Here is a 17,770-nt window from a genome sequence, read left to right as displayed (position 1 = left end):
GATCATCATGGAAGCCGAACGTCAGAACCAGCTCGCAGCCCGCCTCGCCGATTACGCGGAGCGCGAACAGGCTCTACGGAGGTATCTTTGACTACGATGCCAAAGCTGAACGCCTGCACGTTGTAAACGCCGAACTCGAAGATCCGGCCGTCTGGAACGACCCCAAGCACGCCCAGGACCTGGGCCGTGAAAAGAAAGCGCTGGAAGACGTGGTGGAAACGCTCACGCTCCTGGGCTCCGGGTTGGCCGACTCGAACGAACTCTTCGAACTGGCGGCCTCCGACGACGACGACGCCACCCTCGAATCGATCGAGCAGGACGCCGACGCGTTCCAGGAAAAGCTCGAAAGCCTCGAATTCCGCCGGATGTTCTCGAATCCGGCCGACCCCCTGAACTGCTTCCTGGACATCCAGGCGGGCGCGGGCGGCACGGAAGCGCAGGACTGGGCATCGATGCTGCTGCGCCAATACCTGAAGTACGCCGAACGCAAGGGCTTCAAGGCCGAGATCCTTGAAGAATCCGACGGTGAAGTCGCGGGCATCAAATCGGCCACGATCAAGATCGAAGGCGAATACGCCTTCGGCTACCTGCGCACCGAAACGGGCGTGCACCGGCTGGTCCGCAAGAGCCCCTTCGACTCCTCTGGCGGGCGCCACACGTCGTTTGCCAGCGTGTTCGTGTACCCGGAAGTCGACGACTCGTTCGAAGTCGATGTGAACCCCGCCGACCTGCGCGTGGACACCTACCGCGCATCCGGCGCGGGCGGCCAACACATCAACAAGACCGACTCCGCCGTGCGCCTGACCCACATGCCCACCGGGATTGTGGTGCAGTGCCAGAACGACCGTTCGCAGCACCGCAACCGCGCCGAAGCCATGCAAATGCTGAAGTCCAAGCTCTACGAGCTGGAAATGCGCAACCGCATGGCCGAACAGCAGAAGCTGGAAGACTCCAAGACCGATGTGGGCTGGGGCCACCAGATCCGTTCCTACGTGCTGGACCAGAGCCGCATCAAGGACCTGCGCACGAACGTTGAAATTTCCAACACGCAGAAAGTGCTGGACGGCGACCTGGATCCCTTCATCCAGGCCAGCCTGAAGCAAGGCGTCTAAGTTTCGCGATACTCCCCGCACCCCGCACCCAGAGGTCTACGAATGTCTGACACCATCGCAATTCTCACCGGCGCATCGCGCGGCATCGGCGCCGCCATGGCACGCGGCCTGGCCAAGCCCGGCACCCGCCTGATCACCCTGGCGCGCCGCGAAGACCCCGAGCTCACCGCCTATGCCCGGTCGCAGGACGTGCAGCTGGAACAACTGTCCGTGGACCTCTCGGACCTGAAGGCGGCCGAAGCAACGGCCGAACGCATTTGCGCCGCGCTGCCGCGCGACGCGAAGCGCTATCTGCTGATCAACAACGCGGGCACGGTGCATCCCGTCGCCGGCACCGACGCGCTCATCGACGGCGCGGCCATCACCGCCGCCTTCAACCTGAACGTCACCGCCGTCATGCTGCTCACCGCGCGCTTCCTGGCCGCCGTGGAAGACCTGAAGGCCGACCGCCGCGTGCTGAACATCTCCTCCGGCGCGGGCCGCAACCCGAACGCCGGCTGGGGCGTGTACTGCGCCACCAAGGCCGCGCTCGACATGTATTCCCGCGTGGTCAAGCAGGAGCAAGGCGCCGACGGCGCCCGCATCGTTGCGCTGGCCCCCGGCATCGTCGACACCGACATGCAGGTCGCCATTCGCGCAAGCGACCCCGAAAGCTTCCCGGCGCTGGCCAAGTTCCAGGACTTCCACGCGACCGGCAAGCTGTCCTCGCCCGCCAACGTAGCCTCCCGCATCCTCGCCTACCTGGATCGCGAAGATTTCGGCACGACCGAAATCGACGACATCCGCAATTACGACTGATCCCCCGACCATGACCGACCACTCGACCACTCCGGCTCCCGCCCAGGATGAAAACCGCTTGATCGCCGAACGGCGCGCCAAGCTGGCCAAACTGCGCGAAACCGGGGTCGCGTACCCCAACGATTTCGTTCCGGACGCCCGCGCCGCCGCCCTGCATGACAAGTACGACGCCGAGGAGCAGGAAGCCCTGGCCGCCGCCGCCGTCACCGTCAAGGTCGCCGGCCGCATGATGCTCAAGCGCGTCATGGGCAAGGCCAGCTTCGCCACGCTGCAGGACAGCACCGGCCGCATCCAGATCTACCTGGACCGCGGCACGCTGGGCGAAGACAACTACGCCGCGTTCAAGCAATGGGACATCGGCGACATCATCGCGATCGAAGGGTCGGTCTTCAAGACCAACAAGGGCGAACTGTCGGTGCATGCCGCCACGGCGCGCCTGCTGTCGAAGTCGCTGCGTCCGCTGCCCGACAAGTTCCACGGCGTGGCCGACCAGGAACTGCGCTACCGCCAGCGCTACGTCGACCTCATCATGACGGACGCCACGCGCCGCACGTTCGAAGCGCGCAGCAAGGCCGTGGGCAGCATCCGCCAGTTCATGCTGAACGCCGGCTTCCTTGAAGTGGAAACCCCCATGCTGCACCCGATCCCGGGCGGCGCGGCGGCCAAGCCCTTCGTCACGCACCACAATGCGCTGGACATGGAAATGTACCTGCGCATCGCGCCCGAGCTCTACCTGAAGCGCCTGATCGTGGGCGGCTTCGAACGCGTCTTCGAGGTCAACCGCAACTTCCGCAACGAAGGCGTCAGCCCGCGTCACAACCCCGAATTCACGATGATGGAGTTCTATGCTGCCTACGCGGAATACCGCTGGCTCATGGACTTCACCGAAGAACTGATCCGCCAGGCCGCCATCTCGGCCACCGGCAGCGCCGTCCTGACCTACGGCGAGCGCGAACTGGACCTGTCCAAGCCGTTTGACCGCCTGACCATCTGCGAAGCCATCCTCAAGTACGCCCCGGGCTACACGCAAGCGCAGCTGGACGACGCCGTCTTCGTGCGCGCCGAACTGAAGAAGCTGGGCGCCGACGCCGACGGCCCGGTGCTGTCGCGCGCCGGCCTGGGCGCGCTGCAGCTGGCGCTGTTCGAAGAGACCGCCGAAGCCAAGCTCTGGAACCCCACCTACATCATCGACTACCCGGTGGAGGTCTCGCCGCTGGCGCGCGCCTCGGATACGCGCGAAGGCATCACCGAGCGCTTCGAACTCTTCATGACCGGCCGCGAAATCGCCAACGGCTTCTCGGAGTTGAATGACCCCGAAGACCAGGCCGAACGCTTCCGTTCGCAGGTCGAGGCCAAGGACGCCGGCGACGAAGAGGCCATGTTCTATGACGCCGATTACATCCGCGCCCTGGAATACGGCATGCCCCCGACGGGCGGCTGCGGCATCGGCATCGACCGCCTGGTCATGCTGCTGACCGACAGCCCCAGCATCCGCGACGTCATCCTGTTCCCGCACCTGCGCCGTGAAGACTAAGCAGCGGTCGGCGTCATGATCTTCAAGATCCTGATGCTTCTGCTGGTCGTGGCGGGACTGGTCTACTGGATCAAGCAACCCCGCCGCGTCCAGTCCGGCGCGCCGTACCGGCCCGTGCCCGCGCGCCGGCCGGTATTCATCGCGCTATGCATCGCCACCGCCATCGCGGCGGTGGCCGCGCTGCTGACCGCCCTGCTGTGGATGGGCGGCGTGGCGGGCGGGGTCACCGGCGGGGGCTATCACGGCGAAGCGGATTTCCTGCTGCCCGTGTCCGGATCCCTCCTGGCGCTGGCCATCGCCTGCGCGGTGGGCGCCTTTCTCAAGCGCCGCGGCTAGGCTCCACGGGCCAGCGTCCCGCTCCCGCCGGCAAGGCCGGCAGGGAAGCCTGCAGCATCGCATCGATGAATTCGGCGGGCGCCAGGCGCCCGCCGGGCTTGTACCACTGCACCGTCAGGTTCATCGCGCCCAGCACGCAGCGCTTGATGACGCGCGCGTCGCCCTGGATCAGCCTGGCATCCACCGCCCCCGCCACCACCGACTGCCACATCGCCTCGTAGCGGTCGCTGAGCACCTTGACGGCCGCCTGGCTGGGCGCCGACAGGCTGCGCCACTCGTACACCAGCGCATTCATGGCGTCTCCGCCCGCGCCATGCAGCATGCTCCACATATGCACGCGGAACAGCGCCGCCAGCCGATCCGCGGGCGCGCCATAGCAGGCCAGCGCGCGTTCGCCGTGGTCGATCACTTCCTGGATGCCGTTGTTCATGACCGCCACCAGGATCTCTTCCTTGCTGCGGAAATGGTGGAACAGGCTGCCCGATTGAAGCCCGACGGCGCGCGCCAGCTCGCGCACCGTCGTGCGCTCATAGCCATGCCTGCTGAAGAGGCGCCCCGCGGCCAGGACCAGTTCCCGGCGGCGTTCGGAGTCCGCGCCCTCGTCCTTGGACGCGGCAGTCCCGGTCTTGTCCATGGCGGCTCACAGCCTCTGGATGATGGTCGCGGTCGCCATGCCGTGGCCGATGCACATCAGCTGCATGCCCAGCTCGCCTTCGGTCGCCTCCAGCCCCGCCAGCATCTTGCCCATCAGGCCCGCGCCCGTCGCGCCCAGCGGATGCCCATGCGCGATCGCGCCGCCCCAGGGATTCACGCGCGCCGGATTGGCGCCCAGTTCGCGCTGCCAGGCCAGCACCACGCTGGCAAAGGCTTCGTTGATCTCGATCCAGTCGATATCGTCCAGCGCCAGACCGGTGCGCGCCAGCGCCTGGCGGGCCGCGGGGATCACGCCGGTAAGCTGCATCACCGGGTCCGACCCGATCACCACCCGCGCCAGGAATCGCGCCCGTGGCCGCAAGCCGTCCGACAGCGCGGTGTCCCGGTCGGCCAGCAGCACCGCCGCCGCGCCGTCCGCCAGCTGGCTGGCATTGGCGGCAGTCACGCTGCCCTGCCCCGGCGGTCGCAGCGCGGGCGCCATGGCGGCCATGCGGGCGCGATCGGTGGTTTCGCGTATGCCTTCATCGCGCAGCGCGGCCTCCTGCGGACCCGGCAGCAGCTCCGCATGCAGTCCCGCCTGCGCCGCCGCCCACGCGCGGGCGTGGCTCGTGCGGGCCCATTCATCCATCTCGGCCTGCGACAGTCCCCAATGCTCGGCGATCCGTTCCGCGCTCTCGATCTGGTGGATCAGCGGGTAGCGCTTGAGCAGCGCCGGATTGAGCGATTCGAATCCGCGAAACTCGCGCTGCCCCAGCGTCACGTCCAGGAACATCGGCACCCGGCTCATGCTCTCGACCCCGCCCGCCACCACATAGCGCATATCGCCCGCGGCAATCGCCTGCGCGCCAAAATGCACCGCCTGCTGGCTGGATCCGCACATGCGGTTCAAAGACACGCCCGGCACGCTTTCGGGCAGCCCGGCCAGCATCGCCGCCAGCCGCCCGATGTTGGCGCCCTGCTCGCCCGCCTGGCTGACGCAGCCGGCAATCAGATCCTCGACCTTGCCTCCGGGCAGCCCGGCGCGTCCCAGCAATCCTTGCACGGTCCGCGCCAGCAGCGAGTCCGGCCGGGTTTGCGCCCACCACCCGCCGCGCCGCCCGAAAGGCGTGCGCACCGCTTCCACGATCACGGCTTCGTTCATGCCGTCGTCTCCTCAACGTAGAGCGTTTCGATTTCGTCCGCGTAGACGCGATAGATGCTGGCGCGCCTGACTTTCATCGTCGCCGTCACTTCGCCGTCGTCGTGGTCCAGTTCCTTGGTCAGCAGATGGAAACGCTTGATCTGCGACACCGGCGCCAGCCCGGCATTGGCGCGCGCGATCTCCTGCTGGACCAGTTCGCGCACCTGCGGACATTCCGCCAGCGACCGGAAATGCGTGAACGCGATACGCCGGGACTCCGCCCACTTGCCCACCGTGTCGAACTCCAGCTGGATCAGCGCCGACACGTACTTCCGGCCGTCCGCGATCACGATGCACTCCTTCACGTAGGGACTGCCCTTGACCGCGTTCTCGATCTCGGACGGCGTCAGGTTCTTGCCGCCCGCCGTGATCATGATGTCCTTCAGGCGGTCCACGATGCGCACGCGCCCGGCATCCTCCGCCACCACGTCGCCGGTGTGCAGCCAGCCGTCGCGCACGGCATCGGCCGTGGCATCCGGGTTCTTGTAGTAGCCCTGGAACACCATCTCGCCGCGCACCAGCAATTCACCTGCCGCCCCCATGCGCCATTCCACGCCCAGGATCGGCTCGCCCACGGTGCCGACCTTCACCCGGTCGGGGTGCTGCCCGAAGATCATCCCCGCCGACTCCGTCAGCCCGTAGACCTCCACCAGCGGCACGCCCAGCGTGCGGAAGTAGCGCACCACGTCCGGCGGAATCGGCGCCGCCCCCGTCATCGCCACCCGCACCCGCCGCAGGCCGATGAAATTCTGCAGGGCGCGCAGCACCAGCCAGTACCACAGCAGTCGCGTCAGCCGCTCGCCCAGCCGGTATTGCGCGGGCGACTTCTCCAGGAATGGCGCGCAGCGGCTCAGCGCCTGCCGGTACAGCCATTGCTGCACGGGCCCCGCCTCCTGCATCTTGATGGAGATCGCCGCGTGCAGCTTTTCCCAGATCCGCGGCACGCCCAGGAAGATCGTCGGCGCGACTTCGCGCAGGTCTTCCTGCACGGTGCGGATCGACTCGCCGAAATTCACCTGCGCGCCCACATAGATGGGCACGAAGGTCGACAGCATCTGTTCGGCCACATGGCACAGCGGCAGATACGACAGGTGCACGCTGTCCGCATCCATCGAGAGCCGCTCCGCGATGCCGGGCGCCACGCCGCGCATGTTGCCATAGCTCAGCATCGCCCCCTTGGGCTTGCCGGTGGAACCGGACGTGTAGATCATCAGGCCGGTGTCGTCCAGCCGCTGGCCGTCCAGCATCGTGTTCAAGGCGGCCAGCTCCACGGCCTCCCGCGCGCGGCCGCCGGCCTCGACCTCGGCGAACGACACGATGCGCGCGCGGTCCTCCGGCGAGTACGAACGCAGGCCCTTGGTCTCCATCATCACGATGCGGCGCAGCAGCGGCAGCCGCCCGGCCACGTGCAGCACCTTGTCGGTCTGCTCCTGGTCCTCGCACACCACCAGTTCGACGTCCGCGTGCTCCAGCACATAGCCCATTTCCTCGGCCGGGCTGGTGGAGTAGACGCCGACCGCCACGCCGCCCGCCGCGCCCGCTCCCATCTGGGTCAGCAGCCATTCCACCCGGTTGTCCGAGACGATCGCCACCCGTCCGCCGCGGCTCAGGCCCAGGGCGCGCAGGCCCAGGCCCACGCGGCAGGCGCGCTGCCAGTATTCCCCCCAGGAGAGCGGCTTCCAGATGCCAAAGTCCTTCTGCCGGATGGCGATGGCGGATGGCTGCCGGCGTGCCTGTTCGCGCAGCATCTGCGGCAGCGTCAACGCCGGCCAGCCAGGCGCGGCGTCCGGCCCGCTGCTTCGGTTCGGATTCTTGTCCATCATGAGAGCCAGCGCTTGCGGCGCTTGTAATGCTTGATATCGCGAAAGCCCCGGGTCTCGCCCGAGCCGCCGACGCCCAGGTAGAACTCGCGCACGTCCGGATCCGCCGCCAGCTTCTCGGCGGTGCCGTCGATCACCACCTTGCCTGTCTCCATGATGTAGCCGTAGTGCGCCACCGCCAGCGCCACGGACGCGTTCTGCTCCACCAGCAGCATCGACACCCCCTGTTCGATATTGATGCGCGCGATGATGGAAAAGATGCTTTCGACGAGCATCGGCGACAGGCCCAGGGACGGCTCGTCCAGCAGCATCAGCTTGGGCTGCGCGATCAGCGCGCGGCCGATGGCCAGCATCTGCTGCTCGCCGCCGGACAGATAGCCGGCCAGCCCGCGGCGCCGCTCGAACAGGCGCGGGAAGTAGCCATAGACCAGATCAAAGTCCACGCGCGCCCCGGACCTGCCGGTCAGCGCATACGTCGCGGCCACCAGGTTCTCTTCGACGGTCAGGTCTTCGAAGACCCTGCGCCCCTCCATCACATGCGCCAGGCCCGAGCGCACCAGGTTCTGGGGCTTGGCCCCCGCGGTGTCGCCGCCATTGAAGACGATATGCCCGCGCACCAGCGCCCCGTCCTCCAGATCCAGCAGCCCGGACACCGCCTTCAGCGTGGTCGACTTGCCGGCGCCGTTGCTCCCCAGCAGCGCAACGATGCTGCCGGCCGGCACCGACAGGGACAAACCGCGCAGCACCTGTACCGCCTTGTTGTAGACGACTTCGATGTTGTTGATGTCGAGCACCGCCCGAGGCATGGCCTCGGCCGCGGGCCCTGCCTGCGCGTCCTGTCCCGGGTTCACGGCAGCCTCACTTGAGCACGATCCAATCGGAAGCGGGCACCATCTGCTTCTGCTTCACATCGGCGCGATAGATCCGGCCCACGGGGATCGAATTGCCCTTGATGCTGATCGGCACGCCGATAAGGCCGCCCGTGTCGAAGTCCTTGATGCCGTCCAGCGAAGCCTTCATATTGGCGGCGGTCAGTTCCTTGCCCGCGTCGAGCGTGCGCTTGGCCACCTCCGTGAACAGCATCGCCGCCAGGAAACCCTGCATATAGCCGGTGCTCTGGTACTGCGGACGCATTTCGCGAATCTTCTTGAGCATCGGCGCATCGGCGGCCGTGTCGTAGTAATACCGGTAGGGCATCACGCCCATGAAGCCCTCGGCGTCCTCGCCCATCTGCATGACGGTGGAGTTGTCCATGGTCCAGAACGTGCCCATGTAGCGCGTCTTCAGGCCCATGCGCTTGCCCTGCCCCACGAACTCCGGAATGGGCGCCAGCACGTAGCCGTGGAAAATGGTGAAGTCGGGATCCGCGCGGCGCAGCTTGATGACCTCGGTCGACACGTCCACGCTGCCCGGCGGCGTCATGATCTCGGTGACGACCTTCAGCCCCAGCTTCTCGGCCACCGCGCGTGAACTGGCGATCGGGTCGCGGCCGAACTCCGTGTCGGAATACACGAACGCCACCTTGGCGCCCGGCTGCTCCTTGGCGATATAGCGCAGCAGGATGCCGAACATCTCCGTGTAGTCGGGCCCCAGCATGAACTGCGCGGGATACTTCGCCGGATCGTTCAGTTCGGTCGCGAACGACGCCCCGGTCATCAGGATGTCGCCCGTGCGGTTCAGCTCGGCATTGATCGTCTTGGAAAAGCCGGTCGAATCGCCGTAGTAGAAATTCACCTTGTTCTGGCTGGTGATCTTCTTGAACGCCGCCACCGAGGCGTCCACCTTGTATGCCGTGTCTTCCGGCACGTAGCGCAGCTTGCGCCCTTTCACCCCGCCCTGGTCGTTGACGATCTTCACGTAGTCGGTGATGCCCGCGTGGATCCCTTGCCCGGCAAACGCGAACACGCCGCTCAGCGGAATGGACCCGCCCAGCACCAGGTCCTCGGCCGCCTGGGCGGCGGGCGCCGCCGCCAATGCCGCCGCCAGGCCCAACGGGGCCAACAACCTCGATAAACCGCTGCCTATCCGGATGCGCTTCATGGTTTGTCTCCTGGGTCTTATGGGTGGCCGTCGCCGCGTCGGGTGCGAAACGCTACGTGCGAAAAGGCCAGAGGTGAAAGAATCGGCGCACGCGCCGCCAGATTTCCGCGAGCCCATGCGGCTCGAAGATCAAGAAGCCCACGATCAGCAGGCCGAAAACGATGGTGCGCACCGGCGAAATCAGCCGCAGCGCATCGCCGCCCACGGGCAGCCAGCCGACGATCAGCTTGAGGAACTCCGGCACCATCGTCATGAAGACCGCGCCCAGGATGGATCCCAGGATCGAGCCCATGCCGCCCACGATGATGGCCGCCAGGAAGAAGATGGACATGATCAGCGGAAAACTCTCGGGCGTGACCACCCGAAAGAAATACGCCCACAGGCCGCCCGCCACGCCCGCGTAGAACGACGACAGCCCGAAGGACAGCAGCTTGTAGCGCAGCAGCCGGATGCCCAGCACCTCGGCCGAGATGTCGCGGTCGCGGATGGCGATGAAGGCGCGCCCGATGCGGGTGCGGAACAGATTCGCCGCCCCCAGCACCATCAGGACCGTCACCGGCACGATCAGCCAATAGATCTTGAACGAGGTATCCAGGTCCAGGCCCAGCACCCGCGCCGGCGGCACCTGCAGACCGGTGGTCCCGCCGGTGAACTGCCAGTTGGCAAAAATGAAATGCGCGATGAACGACGCCGCGATCGTGGCGATGGCCAGGTACAGCCCCTTCACCCGCAGGGACGGAATGCCGACCAGCAACCCGCCCGCCATCGCCACCACGCCGCCTCCCAGCAGGTTGACCAGGACCGGCGTGCCCAGGCGCAGCTCCATCACCGCCACGGTGTACGCCCCCAGTCCCATGAACGCGGCCTGCCCCAGGCTGACCAGCCCGGTGTAGCCCGTCAGGATGTTGAGCCCCGTCGCGCTGGCGATGTTGATCGCCACCAGGCAGGCCAGGTACAGCCAATACGCATCCGCCACGAAGGGAAACAGCACGAGCGACGCCGCCAGCAGCGCCAGCCACACATGCTGGGTGCGGGTATCGAACAGCGCCTCGTCGGCCAGGTAGGTCTGCTTGGCAGTCGCGATACGCATGGATCAGAGCCTCTCGATTTCACGGGTGCCGAAGAGGCCATACGGCCTGACCATCAGCACCACGACCAGCACGATGAAGGTGGCCAGCAACTTGTATTCGCCGCCCATGTAGGCACCCGCCCAGGCCTCCAGCAGCCCGATGAAGATGCCCCCGACCAGGGCCCCGGCCACGCTGTCCAGTCCCCCCACGATCACCACCACCAGCACCGACAGGCCGAACACGCCCATCGAAGACGAGATCCCGCCGATGGCGCCCACGATCACGCCCGACACCGCCGCGATCGCGCCCGCCGCCACCCAGGCCAGCGAGAACACACGCGGCACATTGATGCCCATGGCATAGGCCGCGCCCTGGTCCGACGCCGTGGCGCGCAAGGCGACCCCGCCGCGCCAATACCGGAACACCACCAGGACCAGCAAGGCCAGCACCACCGCCACCCAGAAGCCGTAGAAGACCTTGGGCGCCACGAAAGCCTCGCCAATCATGACGGGCGCGCGCGGCATGAATTCCGGCAACCGGCGCTGGTCGGCCGTCCAGATCAATTCCACCGCGCCCACCAGGATCGAAGCCAGCCCCACGGTGATCATGAACACCGAGATCGGCGCCTCGCCCAGCATGGGCCGTATCGTCAGCCGCTCGACCAGCGCGCCCAGCCCGCCAGACACCACGACCGCGCCCACGATCGCCAGCCAGATGGGCCACTCCATGCCGGTCGCGAACGCGTAGAACACGTAGGCGCCCAGCATCAGGAATTCGCCGATGGCGATGTTCACCACCCGCGTCGCCTTGTAGACGATGACGAAAGCCAGCGCCGCCAGGGCATACAGCCCGCCGCTGCCCAGCCCGGCCAGCGTGACCTCCAGGAGGAACAGCCAGTCCATCAGGCCGCCTCCCTCAGGCGCCGCCGCAGGTCGCCCACGTCGCCCGCGCCCAGATAGGCCTTGATGACTTCCGGGTTGGCCTGCACCTGGGACGGCGTGCCATCGGCGATCACCTGCCCGAAGTTCAGGACCACGACGTGGTCCGACAGGTCCATCACCATGCCCATGTCATGTTCCACCATGAGCACCGTCAGTCCCCACTCGGACCGCGCATCCAGGATGAAGCGCGCCATATCGTCGGTCTCTTCGCGGTTCATGCCGGCTACGGGCTCGTCCAGCATCAGCACCTTGGGATTCATCGCCAGCGCCCGCGCCAGCTCCACGCGCTTTTGCAGCCCGTAGGACAGCGCCGCCACCGGCGCATGGCGGATATGGTCGATCTCCAGGAAGTCGATGATGCGTTCTTCAATGTCGGCCCGCAGCGCCATTTCCTCGCGGCGCGCGCGCCCCAGGTAGAACAGGGCATCCAGCACGTTGCTGCGCAGGTGGGCATGGCGGCCCAGCTTGATGTTGTCCAGCACCGTCATGCCGCGAAACAGCGCGATGTTCTGGAAGCTGCGCGCCAATCCCAGCCTCGCGCGTTCCGGCGCGGCCACGCGCGTTATGTCGCGGCCTTCAAAGCGGATCTGCCCCGATGCGGGCTTGTAGAAACCGGAAATGGTGTTGAACAGCGAGGTCTTGCCGGCGCCGTTGGGGCCGATGACCGTGGTGATGGAGCCGGCCGCCACGCGAAAGCCCACGCCCGTAAGCGCCTTGACCCCGCCGAACGCCAGCGTCACCCCATCCACCTCCAGCAAGGGAGGCCTGTCGGACTGATCCACCATTTGTCTCCTCGCTTTTTGCGAAGTATTTTTGCCGCCTGGGGCGGACATTTTTACGACGGTGAATCTGGCGAACCCGCTAGGCAGGAGATGCAACGAACCTGTCTTTACCTACGCCAGTACAGCGCCGGAAAATCGTTCTATGCGTTACGCTAAGCGTGCTTAAAACAAAACCAAGCAAGCGCTCGGTTCAGACCATAGCATCGCGGTTTTTGGATCGACAGTTGGTATTTACCCGACAACGGAGACTAGCCATGACCCAGGGACTTCCGGCCTTCCAGACCTTGCTGCTGGAGGCCGACGGCGCGCTCGCGACCGTCACGCTCAACCGCGCCGACACGCTCAATGCCATCGATGTAGCCATGGCCCGGGACCTGCAGGCGGCCGCCCAATGGCTGGAAACGCGCCAGGACATCCGCGTCGTTCTGCTGCGCGCGGCGGGCAAGGCCTTCTGCGCAGGCGGCGACATCGGCATGTTCACGGGCGAGCCCGCCCAGGTACGAAGCACGCTCCTGGACCTGTTCACTCCGCTGAACGATTTCATCGCGCGGATCGCGCGCATGGACAAGGTCTGGCTCGCTCAGGCGCATGGCGTGGCCGCCGGCGCCGGACTGTCGCTGGTACTGGCCTGCGACCTCGCCATCGCCGATACGGGCACGCGCTTCATGACGGCCTATCTGAAGCTCGGCGCCACGCCCGATGCCGGCATGACGCATGGGCTCATGCGCTTGCTGGGCCCGAGACGCGCGCTGGATCTGCTGCTGCGGCACGACGGCTTTACCGCCAGCGACGCGCTGGCTTGGGGCATCGTCACGCGAACCGCCCCGCCCGAGGAACTCGCGGCCGCGGCCCTGGCCTACGCGCGGGACATCGCCCGCCACGCGCCCCATGGCATCGCGGGCGCGAAAGACCTGCTGCGTTCGGCCGAGCACGCCACGCTGGAAACCCAGCTGGCCGAAGAGACCGCGCGCTTTCTGGACTCCGCCACGCGCGCCGACTTCGCGGAAGGCGTCAGGGCATTCCGCGAGAAACGCCCACCGCAATTCACCGGACAGTGACCCCAGCGGGGGCCGCCCGCGGCATCGCGGGCCACCAGCCTGCTGGCGCGCCTGCCCGGATCCGGGTCAGATGACGCGCTTTTCCACCGCCTGCGCCCACCGTCGCGCCACCGAGGGCGACGTCGCGCAGGTGGCCGACTCCGTGACCACGCGCACGGCGCGCTCCAGCAGCTGGATATCGGCCTCGTGCTGGCGGGCCACGTGCGGATCTTCAAAAAAGATCACGCGCTGGCATTGATGTTCAAGCACCAGTTCGGCAATCTGCGCATCGCCGCCCAGCGGCCCGCTCAGGTAGCGGTGCACCCAGGGCGTATCCTTGGGCCAGCCGCGCGACCAGGCCAGGTCGTTCAGGCGCCCGCCGGTCGTGCCGGTGGCCACGCGCCGCGCGAACCGGGACAGCACGTCGAAGTGCTCGCTGGCAAAGGCCACCATCTCGTCCTTGAGCGCATCGTGGGCGATCATCGCCAGCGTCTGCCCCGTGAAGTTGAAGTGGCGCGACGCCGAGGCGTCCGGCGCCAGTCCCGCATGAATGCGTTCGACTTCCATCCATTCAATGGCGCCGGCCAGCGTCGAAATGAACGGCCTGCCGTGCGTGATGCACTGGCGCTTGAGCGCCAGCGCTTCCGGAAAAATCGACGAAGGATCGACAGGATCGATCAGGTAGATCGCACCGTCGAAGGGCGCCTGCCCGTCGCGGCCTTCAGTCACGCGGGCCACCAGCTTCATCAGGCCGCCCTCGCGGCCATAGGGATAGCGGACCAGGCCGCCATAGCCCTGCAACATGCCCTCGCGCACGATCGCGTCATGCGTGCGGCCCACGGTGTGCAGCTGCACGCCCAGCTCGCGTATCGTGGACGAGCACGCGCGCAGCCAGGTGAACAGGGCGGCATCGGGGGTTTCATGGTGCAGTCGATTGGCGGCCAGGCCAAAACGCAATGGGGCAGCGGGCATCGGTAGACTCAGGCTAGGAAGAACAACTAACGGATCCCCGATGATACCGTGGCCATCAAGACCGCGGCATGGCAAACGCGGATTCCCCCCGCGCGGCGCAAGATCGCCCGCCCGTGGATGCCGGCCGGAAACAAAAACGCTCCCATTGGGGAGCGTCTTGCTGCGTGGCGGTCAATCCGCCTCGTCGATCCAGGCCATCTGGATGGCCTCCAGGATCTTCTCGCCGCAGTGGGCAGGATCATCGCTGAATTCAGGCAAGGCCATGACCCATTCGCGCAGCTCCATGAATCGCAGCGTCTTGGGGTCGACGTCGGGATGCGCGTCCACCAGCGCGGCGGCGATCTCGTAGGTGTCGGTCCACTTCATCAATGGCCCTCTTTCGCGTGGTTGATCGTGTACTTGGGGATTTCGACCGTCAGGTCGGCATCGGTCACCACCGCCTGGCAGGACAGGCGCGACGTCGGGGTCAGGCCCCAGGCCTTGTCCAGCAGGTCTTCTTCATCGTCCGTGGCGTCTTCCAAGGAAGAATACCCCTGCTTGACCACCACGTGACAGGTCGTGCATGCGCACGACAGTTCGCAGGCATGCTCGATATCGATATGGTTATCCAGCAGCACGCGGCAGATCGACACGCCCTTGGGCGCGTTTTCGATCACGGCGCCTTCCGGGCAGTAATCGGGATGAGGCAATACAGTCAGTTTCGGCATAACTTCTTTATCAGGCGATCTCGTCAAGTTTGCGGCCAGCCAGCGCGGCGCGGATACTGCGATCCATCCGCCGCGCGGCAAAGTCGTCGGTCGCGGCCGACAAGGCCTGCACCGCTTCTTTCACCGTGTCCACGTCCTGGGCTTCCTGCGCCCCGATGGCGGCCTGCAGGCACTCGTCCACCCGCTTGCGTTCATCGGCGTCCAGCAGGTCGCCGTCGACCGCCAGGGCAGCCTGCACGGACTCCACCAGCTGACGCGCATCCACTTGCTGCTCGCGCAGCATGCGGGCCTTCGCGTCGGTGTCGGCCTGCGCCACGCTGTCAGCCAGCATCCGCGCGATTTCATCGTCCGACAGGCCGTAGGACGGCTTGACGGACACCATGGCCTCGACGCCCTGGCTTTGTTCCCGCGCGGTCACGCTCAGCAAGCCATCCGCATCCACCTGGAAGGTCACGCGGATGCGGGCGGCGCCCGCCACCATCGGCGGAATGCCGCGCAGCTCAAAGCGTGCCAGCGACCGCGAATCCGCGACCAGGTCGCGTTCGCCCTGCACCACATGGATGCTCATGGCCGTCTGGCCATCCTTGAACGTCGTGAATTCCTGGGCGCGCGCCACGGGGATGGTGCTGTTGCGCGGGATGATGCGCTCAACCAGTCCGCCCATCGTTTCCAGTCCGAGCGACAACGGAATCACATCCAGCAGCAGCCAGTCTTCTCCCGGCGCGCGGTTGCCCGCCAGCAGATTGGCCTGCAGGGCCGCGCCCAGCGCCACGACCTGATCCGGATCCAGATCGGTCAATGGCTGAGTGCCGAACAGCTTACCTACGGCGGCGCGCACGACGGGCATGCGCGTCGCGCCGCCCACCATCACCACGCCGCGCACATCGGCGGGCTTGAGCGACGCATCGCGCAGGGCGCGGCGCGCGCAGTCCAGCGTGCGTTCGATCAGCGGCTGGGCCAGCGTTTCAAATTCAGCGCGGGTCAGGACCAGATCCACCTCGCGGCCGTCGGACAACGCGAGCTTCAGGCTGGCGCTGTCGGCGTCGGACAAGGCTTCGCGGGCCGCCCGGGCAGCCATCAGCAGGCTCCGCCGGTCCGCGGGCGAAAAATCGCCTGCCGCCAGCCCGGCCACGGCGTGATCCACGATCAGCGCGTCGAAATCATCGCCGCCCAGCGCGGTATCGCCGCCGGTGGAAATCACTTCGAACACGCCCTGGGTCAGACGCAGAATGGAGATATCGAACGTGCCGCCACCCAGGTCGTATACGGCGTACACGCCTTCCGAGGCATGATCCAGGCCATAGGCGATGGCCGCCGCCGTGGGTTCATTGAGCAGGCGCAAGACGTTCAGGCCCGCAAGCCGGGCCGCATCGCGCGTGGCCTGACGCTGGGCATCGTCGAAATACGCGGGCACCGTGATGACGGCGCCCACCAGGTCGTCGCCCAACACGTCTTCCGCGCGCTGGCGCAGCACCGCCAGGATCTGCGCGGAAACCTCGACCGGGCTCAGGTCGCCCTGGGCCGTGCGGATGCGCACCATGCCGGGCGCGTCCACGAATTCATACGGCGCGCGCGTGGCGCGGGCCTCTTCCAGCGAGCGGCCCATGAACCGCTTCACCGACACAACGGTGTTCAGCGGATCTTCGGCCTGCTGAGCCAGCGGCTCGCGGCCGGTCGTGACCTTGCCGCCGGGGAAATAGCGCACCGCCGACGGCAGCAAGGCATGGCCTTGCGCGTCGGGCAGCACTTCGGCGACGCTGCTGCGCACTGCCGCGACTAGCGAATTGGTAGTGCCCAGATCGATCCCGACCGCCAGCTTGCGCTGGTGCGGCGCGGGCGACTCACCGGGCTCGGATATTTGCAATAAGGCCATGATTCTAATTTTCTGGTCAGTAGGCCGCGCTGTGCTGGCGCCCGTCGCACGGGCGCCCCAACGCGCCTTTGGCTATCCAGCGGGTTGGACGTGCGCCAGCTCTTGCGCCAGCTTTTCCACGAACATCCATTCCCGCACCTTGAGCCCGGCCGTCGCGTAGTCTTGCTCGTCGTCCAGCAGGCGGGTCAGCGTGGCGCGCATCTCGGCGCGCGCATCGTCCAACTCCGCTTGCAGAGCGGTCAAGGCGCCGCCGTCGTCGCGCGCATCGTCCAGCATCTCGCGCCAGGTCATCTGCTGCATCAGGAAAGCCGTGTCCATCGAGGTATTGCTTTCGGTCTGCAAATCCACGCCGGCCTGTTCGCACAGGTAGCGCGCACGCAGCAGCGGATCCCTCAATTGGCGGTAAGCCTCGTTGGCGCGCGCCGCCCATTGCATCGCCACGCGGCGTTCCGCGGGGCTTGCCGTGGCAAAACGGTCGGGGTGCACCTGCGCGGCAACGGTGCGCCAAGCGCTTTCCAGTGCCCCGGCGTCCAGGTCGAAGCGCGCCGGCAAGCCAAACAGGCTGAAGTGATCGTCTCCAGCCAAGACTTACACCGTGAACGACTCGCCGCAGCCGCAGGTCGCCTTTTCGTTGGGGTTGCGGAACTTGAAGCCTTCGTTCAGGCCCTCGCGGGCGTAGTCCAGCTCCGTGCCGTCCAGGTACGAGAGGCTCTTCGGATCGATGAAGACCTTCACGCCGAAGCTCTCGAACACGATGTCTTCCGACGCAACCTCGTCGACATACTCCAACTTGTAGGCCATGCCGGAGCAGCCCGTCGTCCTAACGCCGAGCCGCAAGCCGATACCCTTTCCGCGCTTCTGCAAGTAGCGGCCGATGTGGGTGGCAGCCTGTTGGGTCAGGGTAACGGACATGG

General features: G+C 66.6%; 19 protein-coding genes. 5 read left to right on the top strand and 14 right to left on the bottom strand.

Translation table 11 applies throughout. The features are described from left to right. The first annotated feature begins 7 nt into the window (after positions 1 to 7). The 4 genes from prfB (at position 8) to HLG70_RS03895 (ending at position 3,780) form a co-directional block, all read left to right on the top strand. Positions 8 to 1,112 (top strand): peptide chain release factor 2 gene (gene prfB / locus HLG70_RS03910; RefSeq protein ID WP_171663867.1). Its coding sequence is split into 2 segments (ribosomal slippage): positions 8 to 88 and positions 90 to 1,112, totalling 1,104 coding nucleotides; the frame shifts between segments, so codons are not numbered across the junction. Between the two features lie 42 nt (positions 1,113 to 1,154). Continuing rightward, positions 1,155 to 1,910 carry an SDR family oxidoreductase gene (locus tag HLG70_RS03905; RefSeq protein ID WP_171663868.1) on the top strand — a complete coding sequence of 252 codons (756 nt, stop codon included), beginning with the start codon at positions 1,155 to 1,157 and terminating at the stop codon, positions 1,908 to 1,910. 10 nt (positions 1,911 to 1,920) lie between these two features. Further along, positions 1,921 to 3,444, top strand: coding sequence for a lysine--tRNA ligase (gene lysS, locus HLG70_RS03900; protein WP_171663869.1), 1,524 nt, complete (start codon positions 1,921 to 1,923; stop codon positions 3,442 to 3,444). Between the two features lie 15 nt (positions 3,445 to 3,459). Beyond that, on the top strand, positions 3,460 to 3,780 hold the full coding sequence (locus HLG70_RS03895; RefSeq protein ID WP_171663870.1) for a preprotein translocase subunit TatB: 321 nt from the start codon (positions 3,460 to 3,462) through the stop codon (positions 3,778 to 3,780). Here the strand turns inward: HLG70_RS03895 and HLG70_RS03890 are convergent. From HLG70_RS03890 to HLG70_RS03855, 8 genes are read right to left on the bottom strand one after another with little or no spacing between them, the layout of a single operon-like run. Next, entirely contained in the window at positions 3,764 to 4,414 is a 651-nt protein-coding gene (locus tag HLG70_RS03890; RefSeq protein WP_171663871.1) for a TetR/AcrR family transcriptional regulator, read from the bottom strand. The two genes, HLG70_RS03895 and HLG70_RS03890, sit on opposite strands and share 17 nt — an antisense overlap. Before the next feature lie 6 nt (positions 4,415 to 4,420). After that, positions 4,421 to 5,575 (bottom strand): thiolase family protein, encoded by a 1,155-nt coding sequence (locus tag HLG70_RS03885; RefSeq protein ID WP_171663872.1) that lies wholly within the window; start codon positions 5,573 to 5,575, stop codon positions 4,421 to 4,423. Next, the gene (locus tag HLG70_RS03880) at positions 5,572 to 7,437 is read right to left on the bottom strand and encodes an AMP-dependent synthetase/ligase (RefSeq protein ID WP_171663873.1); all 1,866 of its coding nucleotides are present in this window, start codon (positions 7,435 to 7,437) and stop codon (positions 5,572 to 5,574) included. Before HLG70_RS03880 ends, HLG70_RS03885 begins: the two co-directional genes overlap by 4 nt. Beyond that, positions 7,434 to 8,240, bottom strand: a complete 807-nt coding sequence (locus HLG70_RS03875; protein WP_171663991.1) for an ABC transporter ATP-binding protein — start codon at positions 8,238 to 8,240, stop codon at positions 7,434 to 7,436. Before HLG70_RS03875 ends, HLG70_RS03880 begins: the two co-directional genes overlap by 4 nt. Before the next feature lie 52 nt (positions 8,241 to 8,292). Beyond that, positions 8,293 to 9,474 (bottom strand): ABC transporter substrate-binding protein, encoded by a 1,182-nt coding sequence (locus HLG70_RS03870; RefSeq protein WP_171663874.1) that lies wholly within the window; start codon positions 9,472 to 9,474, stop codon positions 8,293 to 8,295. A gap of 52 nt (positions 9,475 to 9,526) precedes the next feature. Then, on the bottom strand, positions 9,527 to 10,564 hold the full coding sequence (locus HLG70_RS03865) for a branched-chain amino acid ABC transporter permease (RefSeq protein ID WP_171663875.1): 1,038 nt from the start codon (positions 10,562 to 10,564) through the stop codon (positions 9,527 to 9,529). A gap of 3 nt (positions 10,565 to 10,567) precedes the next feature. Next, complete coding sequence (locus tag HLG70_RS03860; protein WP_171663876.1) at positions 10,568 to 11,446, bottom strand: branched-chain amino acid ABC transporter permease; 879 nt, start codon at positions 11,444 to 11,446, stop codon at positions 10,568 to 10,570. Beyond that, positions 11,446 to 12,270, bottom strand: a complete 825-nt coding sequence (locus HLG70_RS03855; protein WP_171663877.1) for an ABC transporter ATP-binding protein — start codon at positions 12,268 to 12,270, stop codon at positions 11,446 to 11,448. The genes HLG70_RS03860 and HLG70_RS03855 overlap by 1 nt, the downstream gene beginning before the upstream one ends. Positions 12,271 to 12,521: 251 nt before the next feature. Between HLG70_RS03855 and HLG70_RS03850 the strand changes: the two genes are divergently transcribed. After that, positions 12,522 to 13,325 carry an enoyl-CoA hydratase/isomerase family protein gene (locus tag HLG70_RS03850; protein WP_171663878.1) on the top strand — a complete coding sequence of 268 codons (804 nt, stop codon included), beginning with the start codon at positions 12,522 to 12,524 and terminating at the stop codon, positions 13,323 to 13,325. A gap of 66 nt (positions 13,326 to 13,391) precedes the next feature. On the opposite strand, the gene HLG70_RS03845 is transcribed toward HLG70_RS03850, so the two are convergent. From HLG70_RS03845 to iscA, 6 genes are all read right to left on the bottom strand, one after another. Further along, a complete protein-coding gene (locus HLG70_RS03845) occupies positions 13,392 to 14,276 on the bottom strand; it encodes a methylglyoxal synthase (RefSeq protein WP_171663879.1) in 885 nt (294 codons plus the stop codon). A gap of 171 nt (positions 14,277 to 14,447) precedes the next feature. Beyond that, on the bottom strand, positions 14,448 to 14,642 hold the full coding sequence (iscX, locus tag HLG70_RS03840; protein ID WP_171663880.1) for a Fe-S cluster assembly protein IscX: 195 nt from the start codon (positions 14,640 to 14,642) through the stop codon (positions 14,448 to 14,450). Further along, a complete protein-coding gene (gene fdx, locus HLG70_RS03835) occupies positions 14,642 to 14,983 on the bottom strand; it encodes an ISC system 2Fe-2S type ferredoxin (protein WP_171663881.1) in 342 nt (113 codons plus the stop codon). The genes iscX and fdx overlap by 1 nt, the downstream gene beginning before the upstream one ends. 10 nt (positions 14,984 to 14,993) lie before the next feature. Further along, complete coding sequence (gene hscA, locus HLG70_RS03830; RefSeq protein ID WP_171663882.1) at positions 14,994 to 16,856, bottom strand: Fe-S protein assembly chaperone HscA; 1,863 nt, start codon at positions 16,854 to 16,856, stop codon at positions 14,994 to 14,996. A gap of 72 nt (positions 16,857 to 16,928) precedes the next feature. Continuing rightward, entirely contained in the window at positions 16,929 to 17,441 is a 513-nt protein-coding gene (hscB, locus tag HLG70_RS03825; protein ID WP_171663883.1) for a Fe-S protein assembly co-chaperone HscB, read from the bottom strand. 3 nt (positions 17,442 to 17,444) lie between these two features. Next, positions 17,445 to 17,768, bottom strand: a complete 324-nt coding sequence (iscA, locus tag HLG70_RS03820; RefSeq protein ID WP_171663884.1) for an iron-sulfur cluster assembly protein IscA — start codon at positions 17,766 to 17,768, stop codon at positions 17,445 to 17,447. Positions 17,769 to 17,770 lie beyond the last annotated feature (2 nt).

The sequence above is a fragment of the Achromobacter deleyi genome, assembly GCF_013116765.2.
Classification (GTDB): domain Bacteria; phylum Pseudomonadota; class Gammaproteobacteria; order Burkholderiales; family Burkholderiaceae_B; genus Achromobacter; species Achromobacter deleyi_A.
The sequence above is the reverse complement of the archived record's forward strand: the minus strand, read 5'-3'. Positions and strand labels throughout refer to the sequence as shown.

Bases quoted from the DNA above. Each gene is read 5' to 3' on its own strand.
- HLG70_RS03865 (WP_171663875.1), bottom strand. From the start codon at position 10,564: ATGCGTATCGCGACTGCCAAGCAGACCTACCTGGCCGACGAGGCGCTG.
- HLG70_RS03885 (WP_171663872.1), bottom strand. From the start codon at position 5,575: ATGAACGAAGCCGTGATCGTGGAAGCGGTGCGCACGCCTTTCGGGCGG.
- hscA (WP_171663882.1), bottom strand. From the start codon at position 16,856: ATGGCCTTATTGCAAATATCCGAGCCCGGTGAGTCGCCCGCGCCGCAC.
- HLG70_RS03845 (WP_171663879.1), bottom strand. From the start codon at position 14,276: ATGCCCGCTGCCCCATTGCGTTTTGGCCTGGCCGCCAATCGACTGCAC.
- HLG70_RS03850 (WP_171663878.1), top strand. From the start codon at position 12,522: ATGACCCAGGGACTTCCGGCCTTCCAGACCTTGCTGCTGGAGGCCGAC.
- HLG70_RS03855 (WP_171663877.1), bottom strand. From the start codon at position 12,270: ATGGTGGATCAGTCCGACAGGCCTCCCTTGCTGGAGGTGGATGGGGTG.
- HLG70_RS03860 (WP_171663876.1), bottom strand. From the start codon at position 11,446: ATGGACTGGCTGTTCCTCCTGGAGGTCACGCTGGCCGGGCTGGGCAGC.
- lysS (WP_171663869.1), top strand. From the start codon at position 1,921: ATGACCGACCACTCGACCACTCCGGCTCCCGCCCAGGATGAAAACCGC.
- HLG70_RS03870 (WP_171663874.1), bottom strand. From the start codon at position 9,474: ATGAAGCGCATCCGGATAGGCAGCGGTTTATCGAGGTTGTTGGCCCCG.
- HLG70_RS03875 (WP_171663991.1), bottom strand. From the start codon at position 8,240: ATGCCTCGGGCGGTGCTCGACATCAACAACATCGAAGTCGTCTACAAC.
- iscX (WP_171663880.1), bottom strand. From the start codon at position 14,642: ATGAAGTGGACCGACACCTACGAGATCGCCGCCGCGCTGGTGGACGCG.
- fdx (WP_171663881.1), bottom strand. From the start codon at position 14,983: ATGCCGAAACTGACTGTATTGCCTCATCCCGATTACTGCCCGGAAGGC.
- HLG70_RS03905 (WP_171663868.1), top strand. From the start codon at position 1,155: ATGTCTGACACCATCGCAATTCTCACCGGCGCATCGCGCGGCATCGGC.
- HLG70_RS03880 (WP_171663873.1), bottom strand. From the start codon at position 7,437: ATGATGGACAAGAATCCGAACCGAAGCAGCGGGCCGGACGCCGCGCCT.
- iscA (WP_171663884.1), bottom strand. From the start codon at position 17,768: ATGTCCGTTACCCTGACCCAACAGGCTGCCACCCACATCGGCCGCTAC.
- HLG70_RS03895 (WP_171663870.1), top strand. From the start codon at position 3,460: ATGATCTTCAAGATCCTGATGCTTCTGCTGGTCGTGGCGGGACTGGTC.
- HLG70_RS03890 (WP_171663871.1), bottom strand. From the start codon at position 4,414: ATGGACAAGACCGGGACTGCCGCGTCCAAGGACGAGGGCGCGGACTCC.